Origin of the sequence: Limnohabitans sp. MORI2 (assembly GCF_027925025.1) — a bacterium.
Lineage (GTDB): Bacteria > Pseudomonadota > Gammaproteobacteria > Burkholderiales > Burkholderiaceae_C > Limnohabitans.
Map to the genome: position 1 here is coordinate 664,729 of NZ_AP027058.1, position 15,752 is coordinate 680,480.

Here is a 15,752-nt window from a genome sequence, read left to right on the forward strand (position 1 = left end):
ATCAAGGTTTTGGCAAGCGCACGCCAAACAAAATGCCGCAGGTCACCAAGGCCAGGCCCGCCAGCAAATTCAAGCCCATGGGCTCATTCAAAAACACCACTGCACCCAGCGCAGAAAGACCAGGCACGAGGGCCGTGATCATGGTTGATCGCACAGGGCCGAAGTGGCGAATCATCACATTGAACGTGATGCCTGAAATCACCACCGAACCGACGCCTTGATAGATGGCTTGAAACACCATTTCGCCGACGGGTGCAATCGACAAATGACTAGGCACCCAACCCATGTAGGCTGCCAATGCATAGGCCGGAATGAAGGTGGTGCAAGAAAAGGCCGTGATCGCGATGGTGGCACGCACAGGGTCTAGCGCATGGCGACGCACCAGCACGGTGTAGCAAGCCCAGCAAAACGCGGCACTCATGAAGAGCAAGTCGCCTTTCCAGATGTCACCGCCATCAAAAGCCCTGAGCAAACTGGCACCGCCCACGCACAAGTCGCCCAAGACAATACAGGCCAAGCCGATAGCACGAGCGCGTGTGATGTGATCGTGCAGAACGACCATGGCCAAGAGCGATGTCCACAACGGTAAGCTGCCAGGCATCAGCACAGAGGCGTGCGCTGCAGGTGCAAAGAAAAAGCCAGAGTACGCCAGCATGGCGTAGAGCATGCTGCCAAACAAACCACCCAAAGCTGTGATGCGCCAAGGCAGTGGCGACAAACCCATGAAAGAGCCTGCACGTTCGCCCGATTGACGCTGCGCGCACATCAACCACCAACTCCACGGCAGCAACACGCAGCCCGCGCCGATGATGCGCAAAAAACCAATGTCGAGGGGAAGGAGTGTGTGCGCTGCCGATGCTCTGGCCACCACGATGAAGGATGACCAAATCAACACCGTGAGCACAGCGCAGGTGAGCCCGAGGGCTCTGGGAGAGAGTTTCATACGAGGGATGATAAATCCCTCGCAGAATCAAAGTTGTAGACGTTTAGAAATTGAAGCCGACGTAAAGCGCCGCTGCGCCTTGTTTGAACTTGACGCCTTCCAAGCCAGAGTTGCCATCGGCTTTGCGCTGTGTCCATTCGGCTTGGATGAAGTTTTGGCCGTAAACATAATGCTTCAAACCTACGCCATAGCTCATGCCGCTCAAATTACGAGTGGGGTTGCCGCCCGCTTCGTATCGGCTGGCGTATGTGCCAACTTTGCCGTAGAGCAAAGAGTTGCTGATGAGCAAGATGCCTGGCTCAATGCTCACTTCGGTTGGGCCGCTGACGGCCAAGTATTCTTGTGCGCTCAGTTTTGAGTTCTTCATGTCAAACGTCGCGCTCACGCCCAACTTGGCAGGGTAGGCCAGTGCAAATGTGTAGTTGACCTTGGCAACGCCCAAGCTGGTATTGCCTTTGGTGGTTGTAGAGGCCGACGTGGCTTCGGTTGAGTTTTGCGCAACACCCATGCTGAGGTTCATGCCCTCAAAGTACGCATAGCTTGGTTTGGCGGGTTGAGCAAAGCTTGCATGCACAGTTGTCAGCAAAGCAGCCAATGTGAGGAGTTTTTTCATAGGGCACCGTTCGTTAAAGAGTGTTGTTAAGCCATGTATCGGTTTGTATTTCACAAACTTGATCAGGGCGGAGACCATAGCTCAGCTTTTTTATCAGCAGTGCCAGCGTTGGTGAAATAGTTACCAATGATCAATACCGCACTACTGGTGAGTTTCACGCTTCTGTGCATGGAACGGGCGTAGTTCAGCTTTTTCTGGGCGGAGGGAGAGAATGCACCTCCCGTTGCGGCAGTGTTGTCCACATCGAATAAATCGATCGTGTCTAAATCGGCCAGTGCAATGTTTTTTCCGCCAACTAGCAGTACATCGCCAGAGTCGAGTAATGAGCTGGTGTGGTAGGAGCGTGCCGCAGGCATTGTGATCGCTGTGCCCACCGACCAAGTCGTGGTGGTCACAGCCGCCGTGCTACCGACAGCGGCCGTTGTGATTTTGGTTTCGCGTGTGATGACTTCAGCTTTATCACCCGCTACGCTGCCTGCGCCACCTGTGATCAAGATTTGGAATTTAGACACCACATCGTTCACTGCAGCTGCTGATGTATTGATGGTCGCGTTGATCAGCGATGCCGCATGAGCGCGTCGACCAATGGCCATGGTCGGACCAAGACTCCACGTTGCAGCGACAGGATCGTAAATTTCAGTGCTTTTCGCATCGACCAAGTTGCCGTTACTGTTGTAGGCAGAGCCTTCACTGTCGTTGCGTCCGGCAATCAATACATGACCGTTGGGCAGCAAAGTCGCTGTGTGTTCTTGGCGAGATACGTTCATGCTGCCAGTTGCTGTGATGACGCCAGTCAGCGTGCTTGGGTCAAACAACTCGACCACAGTTCCTCGGCCTGAGCTGACGGCCCCGCCCACGATCAAGACTTTGTCGTTGTTGAGGAGTGTGCTGGTGTGGCCTGTACGAGCTTCGATCAGCGGCGCTCCGGCAGACCAAGATTTGCTGCCTGGGTCATAAATCTCGGTTGTTTTCAAAGCCGTGGTGGCTGCTGTGCCGTCGTAACCGCCGGTGACCAGCACCTTGCCGCTGCGAAGCAGTGATGCGGCATGGCCGCGTCGAGCTGTGGCCATTGGTCTTGCGTTGGTCCATGTGCCAAAGAATGGGTCATACAACTCGCATGAATTCAAGACAGTGCCTGTGCTGCTCACCCCTCCACACACCAGAACTTGACCGTTGTGCAGGGCCGTAGCAGAGAAATCGCTGCGTGCAATGTTCATGTCGGCGGCAATACCCACTTTGCCAGCGCCCGTCGTCACAGTGACAACTTTGCTATTGGTCTTTGTGTAGCGGGGATTAGATGCATCGCGTGTGTCAATGTAGGTCACGCGCAAGGTGTAAGTGGTGTCTGCTTGCAGGTTTGTGCGAGGGATATCAATACCTGATGCACTCACTTGGATGAACGAGGATTCAAGGTTGTTGGTCAAAATGCCCGTGGTGCTCAAGTCAAGTGTCAAACCAGTCGGTACAGTGAATTGGGGCGTCAGCACCACACTGCCACCGGTGAGGATGGCTTGCGTGTCAATGCCCAGTGTGACATCTGGAACGATGTTGGGCAATGTGTTCACTGTGACGGTCAACGACACAGGTGCAGTTTGCAAGATAGAGGTACGTACCGTGGTTGGATCTTGGTAATTCACCACCAGGGTATACGTGGTGGTTGTGCTGGGGTTGACGGTGATCGCTTCACCAGAATTCACGACTCGGCTAGAAATGGAGCCGTCACTGGCCGTCAATCGGCCTGTGCCGTAACTAAAGAGGGGCACAAATGTGGCTTGAAAACCGGGGTTGATGTTGGCGCCACCATCTGTTCTGGTCAGTGTTGGGCTCGGTGCGGAAGGTGCTGTGAATGTCGCAGACGACGTGGCACCCCCGCCACCACCCCCGCCACATGCCACGAGCAAGCAAAGGCCGCCAGCCATCAGCAAATGGCGTGGCCAGCGAATGATGTGGCTCTTGATAGAGCTAAAGATCTCGTAGGTCATGGGGCGTGTGTCAAAAACAGTTCGACGCTGGAATTAGCGCCGTCACAGATGTTTCGACCTCACGGCTGAATACTTGAGGTGAACCTTTTCGTACAAACTACAATGGGAGCTTAGGTTGGGGCGATAGCTCAGTTGGTTAGAGCAGAGGACTCATAATCCTTTGGTCCACGGTTCAAGTCCGTGTCGCCCTACCAAAATGAAAAAGCCACTGATTTCGGTCAGTGGCTTTTTATGGGTTCAGACTCACGCGAGGCGGATCTCAATGCCTGATCATGATTCGCTCCCCTAGCGAAGGGCTCAATCGCAGTATGAACCGAAGTAATGCCGTTGCGCCCACATCAATTTCTGGCTGACCCTTGTGCACCCCTTTGAGAATTTGGGTTGCGGCATCAACTGCACTAATTTTGCCTCGACCACGTCCTCGGGTCATGTCGGTATCGACCAGTGGCGGCAGTGCCTCCTGTATCAGGATGGGCCAACCAGCTTGTCGAATTTGAGCCCGCAGGGATTTTGTGAAAGATCTTAGGGCGGCCTTGCTCGCGCAATAGATCGGGCTGCTCCTCTTTGGCGCTAGGGCTAGACCAGAAGTCACAAAGACTATCTGTGCTTTTTGTTCGCAGGCCAGTCTAGGTAACAACAGCCTTGTGAGCTCTACGGGGCCTACGAAGTTCACTTTCATTTCTTGCTCGGTGTCGAAAATGACGCTGGCATTTTGGTCTGTCCAGTCTCGCAATTGCTGGATGCCAGCGTTATGAATGACCAGTTGTATTCCCCCTGTAGGTAAGGACTGAACGAAGGCCTCACGGCTCGCTGTGTTTGCTTGGTCCAGCACAAGCCAATTCACCTGTGGCAACAGGGTCCGAGCTTCGGTCAACGCACTTTCTGAGGTCCCAGTCGCTGTGACTTTTGCGCCATTGGCTACAAGTTGCGTCACCAGTTGTAAACCAATTCCTCTTGTCCCTCCCGTCACGAGAGCATGTATCTGCTGCCAGTTCATTTGTAGATTCCTTTTCAGATCATGATCTTAGAGTTACCCAACATTCCCTATTGAGAGCGCTTTTCAATGGTCTTATTTATCTAAGGTTAAAAACTGCCTATCCCCCTTGGTTCAAATCCCAACTTCTTGTCGACCTACAAATATCTGTGATATACTTTCGGTTTTCCAGAGCGGCTGTAGCTCAGCTGGATAGAGTACTTGGCTACGAACCAAGGGGTCGTGGGTTCGATTCCTGCCAGCCGCACCAAATTGAACAAGGGTTTACATCTTCGGATGTAAACCCTTTTTCTTTGGCTGCGTTGAATTCTCTTCGCTACATAAAATGTTTCTATGAAAAATCGTCTTCTCGTTTCATTGACTTCTGTTGCAGCTTTGGCGTTGAGCGGTTGCGCGACGCCAGTCGCCAAGCCTGCTTTTTACCCAAACATGCATTACCAGCAAGTTGGCCCCGCGCAAGCGCAGGCTGATGCCCAAGCGTGTGCAAGCTTGGCTGATCAATCTGGCGTTGGCGCTGTCAACAAAATTGATGCAGGGCGTGCTGCAGCCACGGGTGCTGCTGGCGTTGGTGCTGCAGGCGTGGTGGGGTCTTTGCTAAGCGGCCATAAGCCCGATATGCGTGACATTGCTGCAGGTGCTGCTGCCATTGGCGCAGCTGGCGCTGCTGCCACTGCAGCAGGGCAGTCGGTGGGTGGAAGCAATATGCACCGCCAATTCGTGCAGCAATGCTTAGCCGAGCGCGGCTACCAAGTCATTGGCTGGCATTGAGGCTTGAACGGCCATGAGCAAGGCCTTCACCCGCGAACACGACGGGGCGGACGACGATGATGACATCGGCCTACCGCCGCTACCTAAGGGCAGCAAAAACTACATCACGCCACAAGGCTACGCCGTGTTGCGCGATGAACTGCTGGAGCTGATCGACAACGAGCGCCCACGCATCGTAGACATCGTGCACTGGGCTGCCAGCAACGGTGACCGTTCAGAAAACGGTGACTATTTGTATGGCAAAAAACGTTTGCGCGAGATTGACCGCCGCATCCGTTTCCTTACCAAGCGCTTAGAAATCGCTGAGGTTACCGACCCCAGCGTCCATCATGGCCGTGACCAAGTGTTCTTTGGTGCCACAGTGACGTATGTGGATGAGGCAGATGTTGAGCGCACCGTCACCATCATGGGCATTGACGAGGCTGACAGCCTCAAAGGCCAAGTGACTTGGGTGTCGCCTATTGCGCGCGCGCTGCTCAAATCGCGTGAAGGCGATGTGGTGAAGTTGGTCACGCCCGTGGGCGTGCAAGAGGTGGAAGTGGTGGAGGTGCGTTACCCCACACCTGCTGCTGAGAAGGCTTAAGCTTCTCGCCCCACACCCGACACCACACGCTGTGCTTGCAGCACCGAAGGTACGCGGCGTAACGAACCCAATACAGCGTCTAAGTGCGCACGGTCGCGCACAGCAATGACAAAGCGCAAGTCAAACGCTTCTTGGCCGCTCACCTCATCGGCCATGTTGACCAAGGTGATATCTGCTTCAGCGCTGGTGATGGCTGAGGCCACGCGGGCGAGCACACCTTTGCCGTTGCTGGCGGTGACTACCAAGGCCACTTCAAATGTGCGGGTGGGTTCTTCGGCCCATTCCACGGCAATGAAGCGCTCACTGTCTTTGTATTTCAGGCGCTGCGCCACACCGCAGTTGTCGGTGTGAACGACCAAGCCTTCGCCACGGCCCAGGTAGCCCACGATGGTGTCACCCGGCACAGGGCGGCAGCAAGTGGCGTATTGCACCGATGCGTTTTCGCTGCCATCCACCGTCACGCTACCTTGCGACACAGTTTCGTGCGCGGTGAAGCGCTCGCGGCTCAGCAGCAGGGCGTCGGGCTTGTGGCCCAAGTCAGACAACAAGGTTGCCAAGCGTTTGGCCACGATGCTGGCCACGCGTTTGCCAAGGCCAATGTCGGTGAGCAATTCGGCTTTGGTTTTGCTGCCCGTGAAATGCAGTAGTTTTTCCCAAATTTGGGCGTGTTGTTCGTCTTGTGCGGGGAGCGATTCAATGCCTTCGGCACGCAGCGCTTGGGCCAATAGTTTTTTGCCCAAGTCTTGCGACTCAGAGTGCGCCATGGTCTTGAGGTAATGGCGAATTTTTGAGCGGGCGCGACCTGTGCGCACAAAGCCCAACCATGCGGGGTTGGGAGACGCAACAGCAGATGTCACCACCTCAACAATGTCGCCATTGCGCAGCTCGGTACGCAGTGGCACTTGTTCGCCATTGATCTTGCCGGCCATGGTGCGGTCACCCACATCGCTGTGCACGGCATACGCAAAGTCGACGATGGTGGCGCCGCGTGGCATCGCCATGATCTTGCTCTTGGGTGTGAACACATACACCGCATCTGGGAAGAGATCGACTTTGACGTGGTCCCAAAACTCGGTGGCGTCGCGTGTTTCGTCTTGAATGTCGAGCAACGATTGCAGCCACTTGTTGCCCAAGTTTTCGTTGGCCTCGTTGCTAGAGCCTTTGTCTTTGTACAGCCAGTGCGCGGCCACACCCGTTTCAGCCACCAAGTGCATGGCCTCGGTGCGCATCTGAAATTCCACGTTCAAGCCCGATGGCCCGACGATGGTGGTGTGCAGCGATTGGTAGCCGTTGAGCTTGGCAATCGCAATGTGGTCTTTGAACTTGCCTGGCACGGGCTTGTACATCTGGTGCAGCACGCCTAGCGCGGTGTAGCAGTCAATCACATCGGGTAGCACCAAACGGAATCCGTAAATGTCGGTCACCTGCGCAAAGCTCAGATGCTTGCCGTCCATTTTTTTGTAAATCGAATACAGCGTTTTCTCGCGCCCCGAAATGCGCACATTCAGGCCTTGTTTGGCAAAAGCGGCTTCCACCTCTTGCTGCACTTTTTGCATCAAATCGCGGCGGCGGTGGCGGGCTTTTTGAATGGCTTTGCTCAGCACCTTGTGACGCCACGGCCACAGGTATTGAAAGCACAACTCTTGCAGTTCGCGGTAGGTTTGGTTCAGGCCCAAGCGGTGCGCAATGGGTGCGTAAATCTCGAGCGTTTCGTTGGAGATACGACCCCACTTGGCACGGGGCATATCGCCCATGGTGCGCATGTTGTGGCTGCGGTCGGCCAGCTTGATGAGAATGACGCGCACATCGCGCGCCATGGCCAGCAGCATCTTGCGGAATGACTCAGCTTGGCTTTCTTCGCGGGTGTTGAATTCGAGCTTGTCGAGCTTGGTCAGTCCATCCACTAACTCGGCCACTTGAATGCCAAAGCGCTCGATCAAATCGGTCTTGGTGATGCCACAGTCTTCCATCGCGTCGTGCAGCAGCGCGGCCGACAGGGCCTGTGCATCGAGCTTCCATTCCGCGCACTGCGCGGCCACGGCGATGGGGTGGGTGATGTAGGGCTCACCGCTGTTGCGCAGCTGGCCCAAATGGGCTTCGTCGGCATAGCGGTAGGCACGGCGCACCATGTCTAAGCCCTCGGTGTTGAGGTAGCCTAGTTTTTCAGTCAACGCAGCAAAGCTTGCCGCGGCAGCATTGGCTGCGGCAGCGCTTCCGGATAAGGAAGCAGGAGGCTTTAACGTGGATTGGGTGACACTCATACGGCTACTTTACCCGCAATGAAAAAAGCACCGACGTCGCGGTGCTTTTCACTTGGGGTAACCCCGATTTAGCCGGGTACTTTTTTCAGCATCTCGATGCCGATTTGGCCTGCTGCAATTTCGCGCAAGGCGGTGACGCCTGGCTTGTTCTTGCTTTCAACTTTGGGTGTGTGACCTTGGCTCAACATGCGAGCGCGGTATGTGGCGCACAAAACCAATTGAAAACGGTTTGGGATTTTCTCGAGGCAATCTTCAACAGTGATGCGGGCCATGTGGGTACTCCGGAAATTAGGTGATGTTCAGGGCTTGAAAGATCTCAGCCCGAGCCCGGCGCTGTGCCAGGTATTTGAGGCGCTGTGCATGCACGATCGCTTTCAGGTCGAACAAGGCCGTCTCAAACAACTCGTTGATTATAACGTAGTCAAATTCTTTGGCCTGTGCCATCTCTTCGGCGGCATTCTTCAGGCGCAGCTCAATGATGTCGGCAGCGTCTTCGCCACGGTTGTGCAAGCGAGATTTCAGTTCTTCCCAGCTCGGCGGCAAGATGAAGATGAGCACCGCGTTGGCAAACAGCTTTTTTACTTGAATCGCGCCTTGGAAGTCGATTTCCAAAATCACGTCTGCGCCTTGGGCAATGCGGTCTTCAATGGCTTTGCGGGAGGTGCCGTAGCGTTGGCCGTGCACATGAGCCCATTCCAAAAATGCGTTGCCCTCGACCATTTGGTCAAACTCGCCGGGCGACACAAAGAAGTATTCGCGACCATGCTTTTCTTGGCCGCGGGGTGGGCGCGTGGTGTGCGACACCGAGGGGCGCACTTTGGCGTCAAGCTCCATCAAGGCTTTGACGAGGCTCGATTTGCCAGCCCCGCTGGGGGCCGCGACCACAAAGAGGTTGCCGGGGAAGTTGTCCATCATTCGAGGTTCTGTACTTGTTCGCGGAGTTGTTCGATCAACACCTTCATGTCCACGGAGATGCGCGTCATCTCAAGCGTGGAGGACTTGGAGCCGAGGGTGTTGGCCTCGCGGTGCAGTTCTTGAATCAGAAAGTCCAAACGCTTGCCCACGCCTTCGGCCTTGGGGTTGTTCAGCAAGTTGGCAATTTCGTCGAGGTGCGAAGCCAAGCGCGTCAGCTCTTCGGCCACGTCAATGCGAATGGCGAAGGCAGTGGCTTCGGTCAAGGCGCGATCTTGGGCGGCTTCGGGCAGCGTAGCGCCTTCGGCCAAGGCCATGGCATCGCGCCAGCGCTCTAAAAAGCGCAAGCGCTGTTGCTCGACGAGTTGGGGGACCAGCGGCGCAGCTTGGTCGGCCAAAGCGCGGAGTTGACCCACGCGCTCCAACAGGGTTTGGGCTAGACGTGCGCCCTCGCGTTCGCGTGCATCGCTGAGTTGGGTGAGGGTGGTTTGAGCCAGCTTCAACACCGCAGGGCCAATGTCGGCAGGTGCGGCAGATTGGGCCGTAGCCAAGCGCAACACATCAGCCACCGACAGGCCATTGGCCTTGGGTAAGTGAGCGTGTACTATCTCTTGTAGCCCCAGCAGGCGTTGCAGCAGGGTAGGGGTTGGCTCGGCAAAGCTAGTATCGGCCGTGCTCTCAATGTTGGCGCGTACCTCAACCTTGCCGCGTTTGAGGTGCTTGCTCACCAGCTCGCGCATGGCCGCCTCGTGCTGGCGCAGCTCTTCGGGCATCTTGAACGTCAGGTCAAGGAAGCGGCTGTTGACCGAGCGAATTTCCAGCCCCAAGCGCAGGGCTGGGCTGTTGGCGGTGTCTGAAGTCAGCTCGGTTTGCGCGCTGGCATAACCGGTCATGCTGTAAATGGGCATGGTGTGGCGTTGGGTATCAAAGCGGTGATTATCTCAGGCTTGGCAGGGTGTTTAGCTGCAGCGTGGGTGAGGGCTGCGTCTTGGTCGACAATCGCAGTTTTCGAACCAAGACCCACACAAGCCCAACATGACTACCACCTTGCCCGCCTCTCGCCACACCCGTGCTGCCGACCAACTGCGCCCCGTGCGCATCACCCGCAACTACACCATGCATGCCGAAGGCTCGGTGCTGATTGAGTTTGGCCACACCAAAGTGCTGTGCACCGCATCGGTGGAAGAAAAAGTGCCTGGCCACAAAAAAGGCTCGGGCGAAGGCTGGGTCACCGCCGAATACGGCATGCTGCCCCGCGCCACCCACACCCGCAGCGACCGCGAAGCCGCACGCGGCAAGCAATCGGGCCGCACCCAAGAAATTCAGCGCCTCATTGGCCGCTCGATGCGCGCTGTGTTTGATTTGAAAAAACTAGGCGAACGCACCATCCATTTGGACTGCGACGTGTTGCAAGCCGACGGCGGCACACGCACGGCCAGCATCACCGGTGCGTTTGTGGCGGCGCAAGACGCGGTGAACAAACTCATTGCCGCAGGCAAAATTTCTGAGAGCCCCATCACCCAAGGCGTGGCCGCTATTTCGGTGGGCATGTTGGGCGATTTGCCCTTGCTCGATTTGGAATACACCGAAGACTCCGCCTGCGATACCGACATGAACGTGGTCATGACCAGCGCTGGCCACTATGTAGAAGTGCAGGGCACAGCCGAAGGCCTGCCGTTCACCCGCGACCAAATGAATGCCTTGCTGGCCTTGGCCGAAAAAGGTGTGCGTGAACTCATTGCTATGCAGCAAGAAGCCTTGCAGGCTTGATGCGTAGCGTTGGTTTAAACACCATGAAGCGAATCGTTCTGGCCTCTAACAACCAAGGCAAGCTCGCCGAGCTGCAAGCCATGTTTGCGCCGCTGGGTGTCGAGCTGGTGCGCCAAGGTGATTTGCACATTGGCGAAGCCGAAGAGCCGTTTCACACCTTTGTTGAAAACGCCTTGGCCAAAGCCCGCCACGCCGCGCGTGAAAGCGGCTTGCCCGCCGTGGCCGATGATGCGGGCCTGTGTGTGGACGCCTTTGGCGGCCTGCCCGGCGTGCAAACCGCCTACTACGCCACGCACTTTGGTTACGAAAAAAGCGACGACAACAATGTGCGTGCCTTGCTTGAGCAAATGGCCAACATTGACAACCGCCGCGCTGCGCTTGTGAGCACCCTCGTAGCCGTGCGCCACCCTGATGACCCCGAGCCACTCATTGCCGTGGGCCGTGCGGTGGGCGAAATCACCCGTGCGCCTGTGGGCAGCAACGGCTTTGGCTTTGACCCCATCATGTTCATCCCGCGCTTTGGCAAAACTTTTGCCGAGCTGCCCATCGAGGTGAAAAACGCCAACAGCCATCGCGGTCAAGCCGCGCAGCAAATGTTGGCGCTCATGCGTGAGCATTGGTTTTCATGACCCAAGACATCCAACACCTCATGCGCCCCGGCACGCTCAGCTTGGGCAGCTTGCCGCCGCTCTCGCTGTACGTGCATTTGCCGTGGTGTTTGAAGAAGTGCCCGTACTGTGACTTCAACTCGCACGAAGCCCAAAGCAGCGTGGGTGGCGAGTTGCCCGAGCAGCGCTACCTCGACGCCTTGTGTGCCGACCTTGAACACAGCCTGCCACTCATTTGGGGCCGAAGCGTGCACAGCATCTTCATTGGCGGTGGCACGCCCAGCTTGTTTTCGCCTGCGGCGATTGACCGCCTCATCAGCGACATGCGTGCACGTTTGCGCCTAGAAGCCGATTGCGAAATCACGCTGGAGGCCAACCCCGGCACCTTTGAAAAAGACCGCTTTCGCGCCTTTCGCAAAGCGGGCGTTACTCGCCTGTCGGTGGGGGTACAAAGCTTCAACGACCAACACTTGCAGGCGTTAGGCCGCGTACACAACCGCGCCCAAGCCATTGCCGCGGTCGAAGAAGCGCGTGACGCGTTTGACACCTTCAACCTCGACCTGATGTACGCCTTGCCCGGTCAAACGCTGGCGCAGTTGGACGAAGACCTTGATATGGCTTTGTCTTTGCAGCCCCCGCATTTGTCGGTGTATCACCTGACCATTGAGCCCAACACCGTGTTTGCCAAATTCCCGCCGCAAGTGCCGGAAGACGACGACGCCTACGCCATGCTCGACCGCATCACCGAGCGCACTGCCGCTGCGGGCCTGCACCGCTACGAAGTGTCGGCCTACTCCAAAGACAACCACCGCTGCTGGCACAACCTCAACTACTGGCAGTTTGGCGACTACCTAGGCATTGGTGCTGGCGCACATAGCAAACTCAGCTTTGCTCACCGCGTGCTGCGCCAAGTGCGCAACCGCGACCCGCGCCTATTCATGGACCACGCGCTCGACACCAGCCGCGCAGACCGTGCCGTGGCCCAAAGCACCGAAGTGCCCCGCGCTGATTTGCCCTTTGAATTCATGCTCAACGCCTTGCGCTTGCGCCACGGTTTTTCGTTGGCCGACTTCACCGAACGCACTGGTCTGCCCGTGACCGCCATTCAGTCGGCACTGGCCGAGGCCGAAGCCAAAGGCTTTATCAACCGCGACTTTCAGCGCGTGGTGCCCACAGAGAGAGGCTTTGACTTCTTGAGCGATTTGCAATCTTTGTTTTTGTCTGAGGTCTGAAGCAAAAGCAGGCCAAAGACACATTACAATGTCGGCTGAATTCAACTGGAAGCGTGGCAGAGTGGTTGAATGCACCGGTCTTGAAAACCGGCGAAGGTGTGAGCCTTCCGTGAGTTCGAATCTCACCGCTTCCGCCAGACAAAAAACGCACCCTACGAGGTGCGTTTTTTCTTTTTCCCTCCCACACTTCTCCTAAAGCTTGAACATCGGCAACACATTGCCGCTTTAGCTTTGGCACGCCTTATGCATATGTGCCAGAAATTGGACAACCCAATTACCGCAACAAGGAACACACAGAAATGACCTGAACCTTTTGAAGGAGCTTGCTATGGAATCCACAAGCATGATGCGTGTCAACGCCCACCCCGGCAGCTATGGTGGGCACGGCAGTACGCCGCAAGACCGGCAACACCAACGACGTCAAAAAATACTGGCGCTGTTTGATGCGGTCGAGCACGGCCACTTAGACGCTTCCAAGCTCGCCCTCAAGGTGTTGATGAATTTCGACCACGCGCTCAGCACCGATGCGCAGTTTGTGCGTCTGTCCAAAGCGCTAGACGCGGGCAGTGTGTATGTGGCGCAGCAAGTTGTGCGCGAGATGAAGACCAAGTTCATCAATGCCCTACCGTTGTCGACTCATGCGGTGCCTGTGCCGCATCCTGCATCGCGGCATCATCAACCGGATGGCATGCATTTTGTGGATACGCGGGCTTGAGGGTTTGTATTTCAGCGCGTCTTGGCCCTGCAGGCCGCTTGCATATCGCGGTCACGAATAAAGCCGCATTGGCTGCTGCCCCCGCCGGTTTCAGCCCGACACATGGCTTGTAGGTCGCTGTCGCGGATGAAGCCGCACTGGCTCGTTCCGCCGCCCGATGTGGCACGGCAATAGGCTTGCTTGTCTGGGTTTTGAATGAAGCCGCATTGGCTTGAGCTGCCATGCGTGTTGGCGCGGCAAGCAGCTTGCATGTCGTGGTCACGGATGAAGCCGCACTGGCTGCTGCCACCCCCTGTTTCAGCACGGCAACGTGCTTGTAGATCTGGCTCGCGAATAAACCCACAGTGGCTAGACCCACCGCCGCCGATGGCGCGGCAATAGGCTTGGCGGTCGGGGTTTTGAATAAAACCGCAGTCGGCTTGTTGGGCAAGTGCTGGCAAGTTGACCAGCACCCAAGCCAAGAATAGGCCAAGAAATTTCACGTCAATGCGCACGTTGCTGCAACTCATGCACCAACAGCACCACACGCGCATCGGGCTGGTCAAAGCGAATGCCGTGTTGGTATTCGGGTTGGGCACTAGCTTGGTTCGCTTTGTGAACGAGTTCGACGTTTTGAATGGTGCCCATCATTTCGGCGTGTTCAGATTTGCCGGTGGATTGCAGGTCAAAGCGCAGACCGAGTTTGATGCGGCTTTCTACATCGCCCAGCTTGTGCGGCCCTACCACCGATGTGCCGCCACCGCTGATGTCGTGCAGATGAAAGTCACCTAGGTTGTGGCCAGATGTCGATTCCAAAATTTCGACAGGCAGGGAGGTGCGCACACGCAGGTGGGCGCGCATGGGGCTTTCTAGGATGTCTTCTGGGAAGCTCATCAACATGAAGTTGCGTGGGTTGAGCAGCATGGTGTTGATGCGGCTCTTGAACGTAAAGATGGACAAGCCCGAGAACAATCGCACTTCCACATTCATGCCTTCGCGCAGGTGGACGATCCAGCCGTCCTCTTGCGGAATACGAAGCATTAAAAACTCGTTTTCCACCCAACCAATGACACTGGTGTAGTGCTTGTGGGCAGTGGCCGTGTCTTGAATCAGCTGAACCCGCTGACCCACTTGCAAGTTCATATCGGCGAATTTTGCTTTTTTAGGGGCTTGCTCGTGATTTGACATTTGGGCTTGTTAGTTTGTGTTTCAATTCTTATCATAAAGACTGATGCCTTCGATGAGAATTTTATGATTGCCAGAGTTGTTTCTTATCCCATGCACGCTCTGAAATGGATCGCATTTGGCTCGGTTCAATTTTCAGAACAAGAAGAATATTTAGAGTTCCGTTACAAGTTTCTGATCGTGCTGATGCTCACCGCAGCGGCTTTGACGGGCTTGTTCATTTTGGGTTTGGTTAGCCAAATCAACCTCATTGGTTGGGCGCATGGCCGCATGATGATCACTTTTGTCACGGGTACGGTGGTGCTGTGGTTGTTGCTGCGCGGTTCACCCAAACGCTTCAAAACCATCGGCTGGACCTATGAGGTGTTGAGCCTGTTGGAAAGCGCTTCCGCTTTGATGTATGTGCCTGTGGATGAGCTGCGTGTGTTGTGGTTCTACACCAATATTCCCTGCGTGTTCATTTTGCTGGGGCAGCGTCCAGGTTGGGCAGTGACGGTGTTCACGATGGTGGGTTTTGTGGTGGGCAACAGCTATCTTGAGAAACCGTACTCAACCAGCGCCATTGCCACGGGTGTGTTGGCCATGGTGTATTTGGGCGTGTCGTTCCATGCTTATGTGGACCGCTCGATTTCGTACTTCAAACGCATGCGCGACTACAACGCGCAGCTGCACGACTTGGCCAGCCATGATCCGCTCACGCGCGTGTTCAACGCAGGTGCCTACTACCGCGCATGCGATCAGCAAATTCATACCAGTCAACGGAGCACCCAGCCATTCGCGGTGCTGTTCATTGACCTAGACCATTTCAAATCTATCAACGACACCTATGGCCATGCCGTAGGCGACGATGTGTTGCGTACTGTGGCGCAGACTCTGCGTGCAACGGTGCGCCGCAGTGACATCGTGGGGCGCATTGGGGGCGAAGAGTTTTCAGTGTTTTTGCCCAACACGCAATTGCAAGGCGCTCAACAGTTGGCTGAAACCTTGCGTGTCGCGATTGAGTCGATTCACATCGAGGTGGATGGCGTGCGCTTGAAAATCACCGCCAGCATTGGCGTGGCTGCAAAGCGTTTTGATCAAGAAACCATGCAGGCAATTCAACAGCACGCCGATCAAGCCATGTACGAAGCCAAGCGCGGCGGACGCAACCGTGTGTCGACGTTTGACTCAGATGGTGACAGTTTGGCTTTGCCTGCTACCTAAGTTG

General features: G+C 56.0%; 17 protein-coding genes and 3 tRNA genes. 10 read left to right on the forward strand and 10 right to left on the reverse strand.

Going from position 1 to position 15,752, the window contains the following annotated elements:
* Position 1 precedes the first annotated feature (1 nt).
* From QMG27_RS03340 to QMG27_RS03350, 3 genes are all read right to left on the reverse strand, one after another.
* Positions 2-943, reverse strand: coding sequence for a DMT family transporter (locus tag QMG27_RS03340; RefSeq protein WP_281813192.1), 942 nt, complete (start codon positions 941-943; stop codon positions 2-4).
* Positions 944-986: 43 nt separating this feature from the next.
* Positions 987-1,556 carry a hypothetical protein gene (locus QMG27_RS03345; protein WP_281813195.1) on the reverse strand — a complete coding sequence of 190 codons (570 nt, stop codon included), beginning with the start codon at positions 1,554-1,556 and terminating at the stop codon, positions 987-989.
* 62 nt (positions 1,557-1,618) lie between these two features.
* Positions 1,619-3,538: a kelch motif-containing protein gene (locus QMG27_RS03350; RefSeq protein ID WP_281813199.1), complete on the reverse strand. Its 1,920-nt coding sequence runs from the start codon at positions 3,536-3,538 to the stop codon at positions 1,619-1,621.
* A gap of 117 nt (positions 3,539-3,655) precedes the next feature.
* Here QMG27_RS03350 and QMG27_RS03355 point away from each other — a divergent pair.
* Positions 3,656-3,732, forward strand: a tRNA-Ile gene (locus tag QMG27_RS03355).
* Positions 3,733-3,797: 65 nt separating this feature from the next.
* Here QMG27_RS03355 and QMG27_RS03360 read toward each other — a convergent pair.
* Positions 3,798-4,535: an SDR family NAD(P)-dependent oxidoreductase gene (locus QMG27_RS03360; protein ID WP_281813202.1), complete on the reverse strand. Its 738-nt coding sequence runs from the start codon at positions 4,533-4,535 to the stop codon at positions 3,798-3,800.
* A gap of 170 nt (positions 4,536-4,705) precedes the next feature.
* Here QMG27_RS03360 and QMG27_RS03365 point away from each other — a divergent pair.
* The 3 genes from QMG27_RS03365 to greB all read left to right on the forward strand — a co-directional run bounded on the left by QMG27_RS03365 (position 4,706) and on the right by greB (position 5,883).
* Positions 4,706-4,782: transfer RNA gene (locus QMG27_RS03365), tRNA-Arg, on the forward strand.
* An 83-nt stretch (positions 4,783-4,865) separates the two neighbouring features.
* Entirely contained in the window at positions 4,866-5,300 is a 435-nt protein-coding gene (locus QMG27_RS03370; RefSeq protein ID WP_281813204.1) for a glycine zipper family protein, read from the forward strand.
* 13 nt (positions 5,301-5,313) lie between these two features.
* Entirely contained in the window at positions 5,314-5,883 is a 570-nt protein-coding gene (greB, locus tag QMG27_RS03375; RefSeq protein ID WP_281813207.1) for a transcription elongation factor GreB, read from the forward strand.
* Here the strand turns inward: greB and QMG27_RS03380 are convergent.
* The 4 genes from QMG27_RS03380 to QMG27_RS03395 all read right to left on the reverse strand — a co-directional run bounded on the left by QMG27_RS03380 (position 5,880) and on the right by QMG27_RS03395 (position 9,964).
* Positions 5,880-8,144, reverse strand: coding sequence for a bifunctional (p)ppGpp synthetase/guanosine-3',5'-bis(diphosphate) 3'-pyrophosphohydrolase (locus QMG27_RS03380; protein WP_281813209.1), 2,265 nt, complete (start codon positions 8,142-8,144; stop codon positions 5,880-5,882). The genes greB and QMG27_RS03380 overlap by 4 nt on opposite strands.
* Positions 8,145-8,212: 68 nt before the next feature.
* Positions 8,213-8,416: a DNA-directed RNA polymerase subunit omega gene (gene rpoZ / locus QMG27_RS03385; protein ID WP_281813211.1), complete on the reverse strand. Its 204-nt coding sequence runs from the start codon at positions 8,414-8,416 to the stop codon at positions 8,213-8,215.
* 16 nt (positions 8,417-8,432) lie between these two features.
* Complete coding sequence (gene gmk / locus QMG27_RS03390) at positions 8,433-9,056, reverse strand: guanylate kinase (protein WP_281814498.1); 624 nt, start codon at positions 9,054-9,056, stop codon at positions 8,433-8,435.
* A complete protein-coding gene (locus QMG27_RS03395; protein ID WP_281813214.1) occupies positions 9,056-9,964 on the reverse strand; it encodes a YicC/YloC family endoribonuclease in 909 nt (302 codons plus the stop codon). The genes gmk and QMG27_RS03395 overlap by 1 nt, the downstream gene beginning before the upstream one ends.
* Before the next feature lie 127 nt (positions 9,965-10,091).
* Between QMG27_RS03395 and rph the strand changes: the two genes are divergently transcribed.
* The 5 genes from rph to QMG27_RS03420 all read left to right on the forward strand — a co-directional run bounded on the left by rph (position 10,092) and on the right by QMG27_RS03420 (position 13,381).
* A complete protein-coding gene (rph, locus tag QMG27_RS03400; protein WP_281813217.1) occupies positions 10,092-10,826 on the forward strand; it encodes a ribonuclease PH in 735 nt (244 codons plus the stop codon).
* Positions 10,827-10,849: 23 nt separating this feature from the next.
* Positions 10,850-11,455, forward strand: a complete 606-nt coding sequence (rdgB, locus tag QMG27_RS03405) for an RdgB/HAM1 family non-canonical purine NTP pyrophosphatase (protein WP_281813219.1) — start codon at positions 10,850-10,852, stop codon at positions 11,453-11,455.
* The gene (gene hemW / locus QMG27_RS03410) at positions 11,452-12,666 is read left to right on the forward strand and encodes a radical SAM family heme chaperone HemW (RefSeq protein WP_281813221.1); all 1,215 of its coding nucleotides are present in this window, start codon (positions 11,452-11,454) and stop codon (positions 12,664-12,666) included. Before rdgB ends, hemW begins: the two co-directional genes overlap by 4 nt.
* A gap of 47 nt (positions 12,667-12,713) precedes the next feature.
* Positions 12,714-12,803: transfer RNA gene (locus QMG27_RS03415), tRNA-Ser, on the forward strand.
* A gap of 191 nt (positions 12,804-12,994) precedes the next feature.
* Complete coding sequence (locus QMG27_RS03420) at positions 12,995-13,381, forward strand: hypothetical protein (protein ID WP_281813223.1); 387 nt, start codon at positions 12,995-12,997, stop codon at positions 13,379-13,381.
* Between the two features lie 11 nt (positions 13,382-13,392).
* Here the strand turns inward: QMG27_RS03420 and QMG27_RS03425 are convergent, their stop codons facing one another.
* Both QMG27_RS03425 and QMG27_RS03430 read right to left on the reverse strand, forming a co-directional pair.
* On the reverse strand, positions 13,393-13,863 hold the full coding sequence (locus QMG27_RS03425) for a hypothetical protein (RefSeq protein ID WP_281813225.1): 471 nt from the start codon (positions 13,861-13,863) through the stop codon (positions 13,393-13,395).
* A gap of 1 nt (position 13,864) precedes the next feature.
* Entirely contained in the window at positions 13,865-14,548 is a 684-nt protein-coding gene (locus tag QMG27_RS03430; protein ID WP_281813227.1) for a flagellar brake protein, read from the reverse strand.
* 90 nt (positions 14,549-14,638) lie between these two features.
* Here QMG27_RS03430 and QMG27_RS03435 point away from each other — a divergent pair, with 90 nt between their 5' ends.
* Positions 14,639-15,748 carry a GGDEF domain-containing protein gene (locus QMG27_RS03435; RefSeq protein ID WP_281813229.1) on the forward strand — a complete coding sequence of 370 codons (1,110 nt, stop codon included), beginning with the start codon at positions 14,639-14,641 and terminating at the stop codon, positions 15,746-15,748.
* The last annotated feature ends 4 nt before the right edge of the window (positions 15,749-15,752 follow it).

Excerpts from the sequence above, each read along its gene's own strand:
- gmk (WP_281814498.1), bottom strand. The coding sequence starts at position 9,056 with ATGGACAACTTCCCCGGCAACCTCTTTGTGGTCGCGGCCCCCAGCGGG.
- greB (WP_281813207.1), top strand. The coding sequence starts at position 5,314 with ATGAGCAAGGCCTTCACCCGCGAACACGACGGGGCGGACGACGATGAT.
- QMG27_RS03420 (WP_281813223.1), top strand. The coding sequence starts at position 12,995 with ATGGAATCCACAAGCATGATGCGTGTCAACGCCCACCCCGGCAGCTAT.
- QMG27_RS03360 (WP_281813202.1), bottom strand. The coding sequence starts at position 4,535 with ATGAACTGGCAGCAGATACATGCTCTCGTGACGGGAGGGACAAGAGGA.
- QMG27_RS03430 (WP_281813227.1), bottom strand. The coding sequence starts at position 14,548 with ATGTCAAATCACGAGCAAGCCCCTAAAAAAGCAAAATTCGCCGATATG.
- QMG27_RS03350 (WP_281813199.1), bottom strand. The coding sequence starts at position 3,538 with ATGACCTACGAGATCTTTAGCTCTATCAAGAGCCACATCATTCGCTGG.
- QMG27_RS03395 (WP_281813214.1), bottom strand. The coding sequence starts at position 9,964 with ATGCCCATTTACAGCATGACCGGTTATGCCAGCGCGCAAACCGAGCTG.
- rpoZ (WP_281813211.1), bottom strand. The coding sequence starts at position 8,416 with ATGGCCCGCATCACTGTTGAAGATTGCCTCGAGAAAATCCCAAACCGT.
- QMG27_RS03380 (WP_281813209.1), bottom strand. The coding sequence starts at position 8,144 with ATGAGTGTCACCCAATCCACGTTAAAGCCTCCTGCTTCCTTATCCGGA.
- QMG27_RS03345 (WP_281813195.1), bottom strand. The coding sequence starts at position 1,556 with ATGAAAAAACTCCTCACATTGGCTGCTTTGCTGACAACTGTGCATGCA.
- QMG27_RS03370 (WP_281813204.1), top strand. The coding sequence starts at position 4,866 with ATGAAAAATCGTCTTCTCGTTTCATTGACTTCTGTTGCAGCTTTGGCG.
- rdgB (WP_281813219.1), top strand. The coding sequence starts at position 10,850 with ATGAAGCGAATCGTTCTGGCCTCTAACAACCAAGGCAAGCTCGCCGAG.
- QMG27_RS03340 (WP_281813192.1), bottom strand. The coding sequence starts at position 943 with ATGAAACTCTCTCCCAGAGCCCTCGGGCTCACCTGCGCTGTGCTCACG.
- QMG27_RS03435 (WP_281813229.1), top strand. The coding sequence starts at position 14,639 with ATGCACGCTCTGAAATGGATCGCATTTGGCTCGGTTCAATTTTCAGAA.
- rph (WP_281813217.1), top strand. The coding sequence starts at position 10,092 with ATGACTACCACCTTGCCCGCCTCTCGCCACACCCGTGCTGCCGACCAA.
- hemW (WP_281813221.1), top strand. The coding sequence starts at position 11,452 with ATGACCCAAGACATCCAACACCTCATGCGCCCCGGCACGCTCAGCTTG.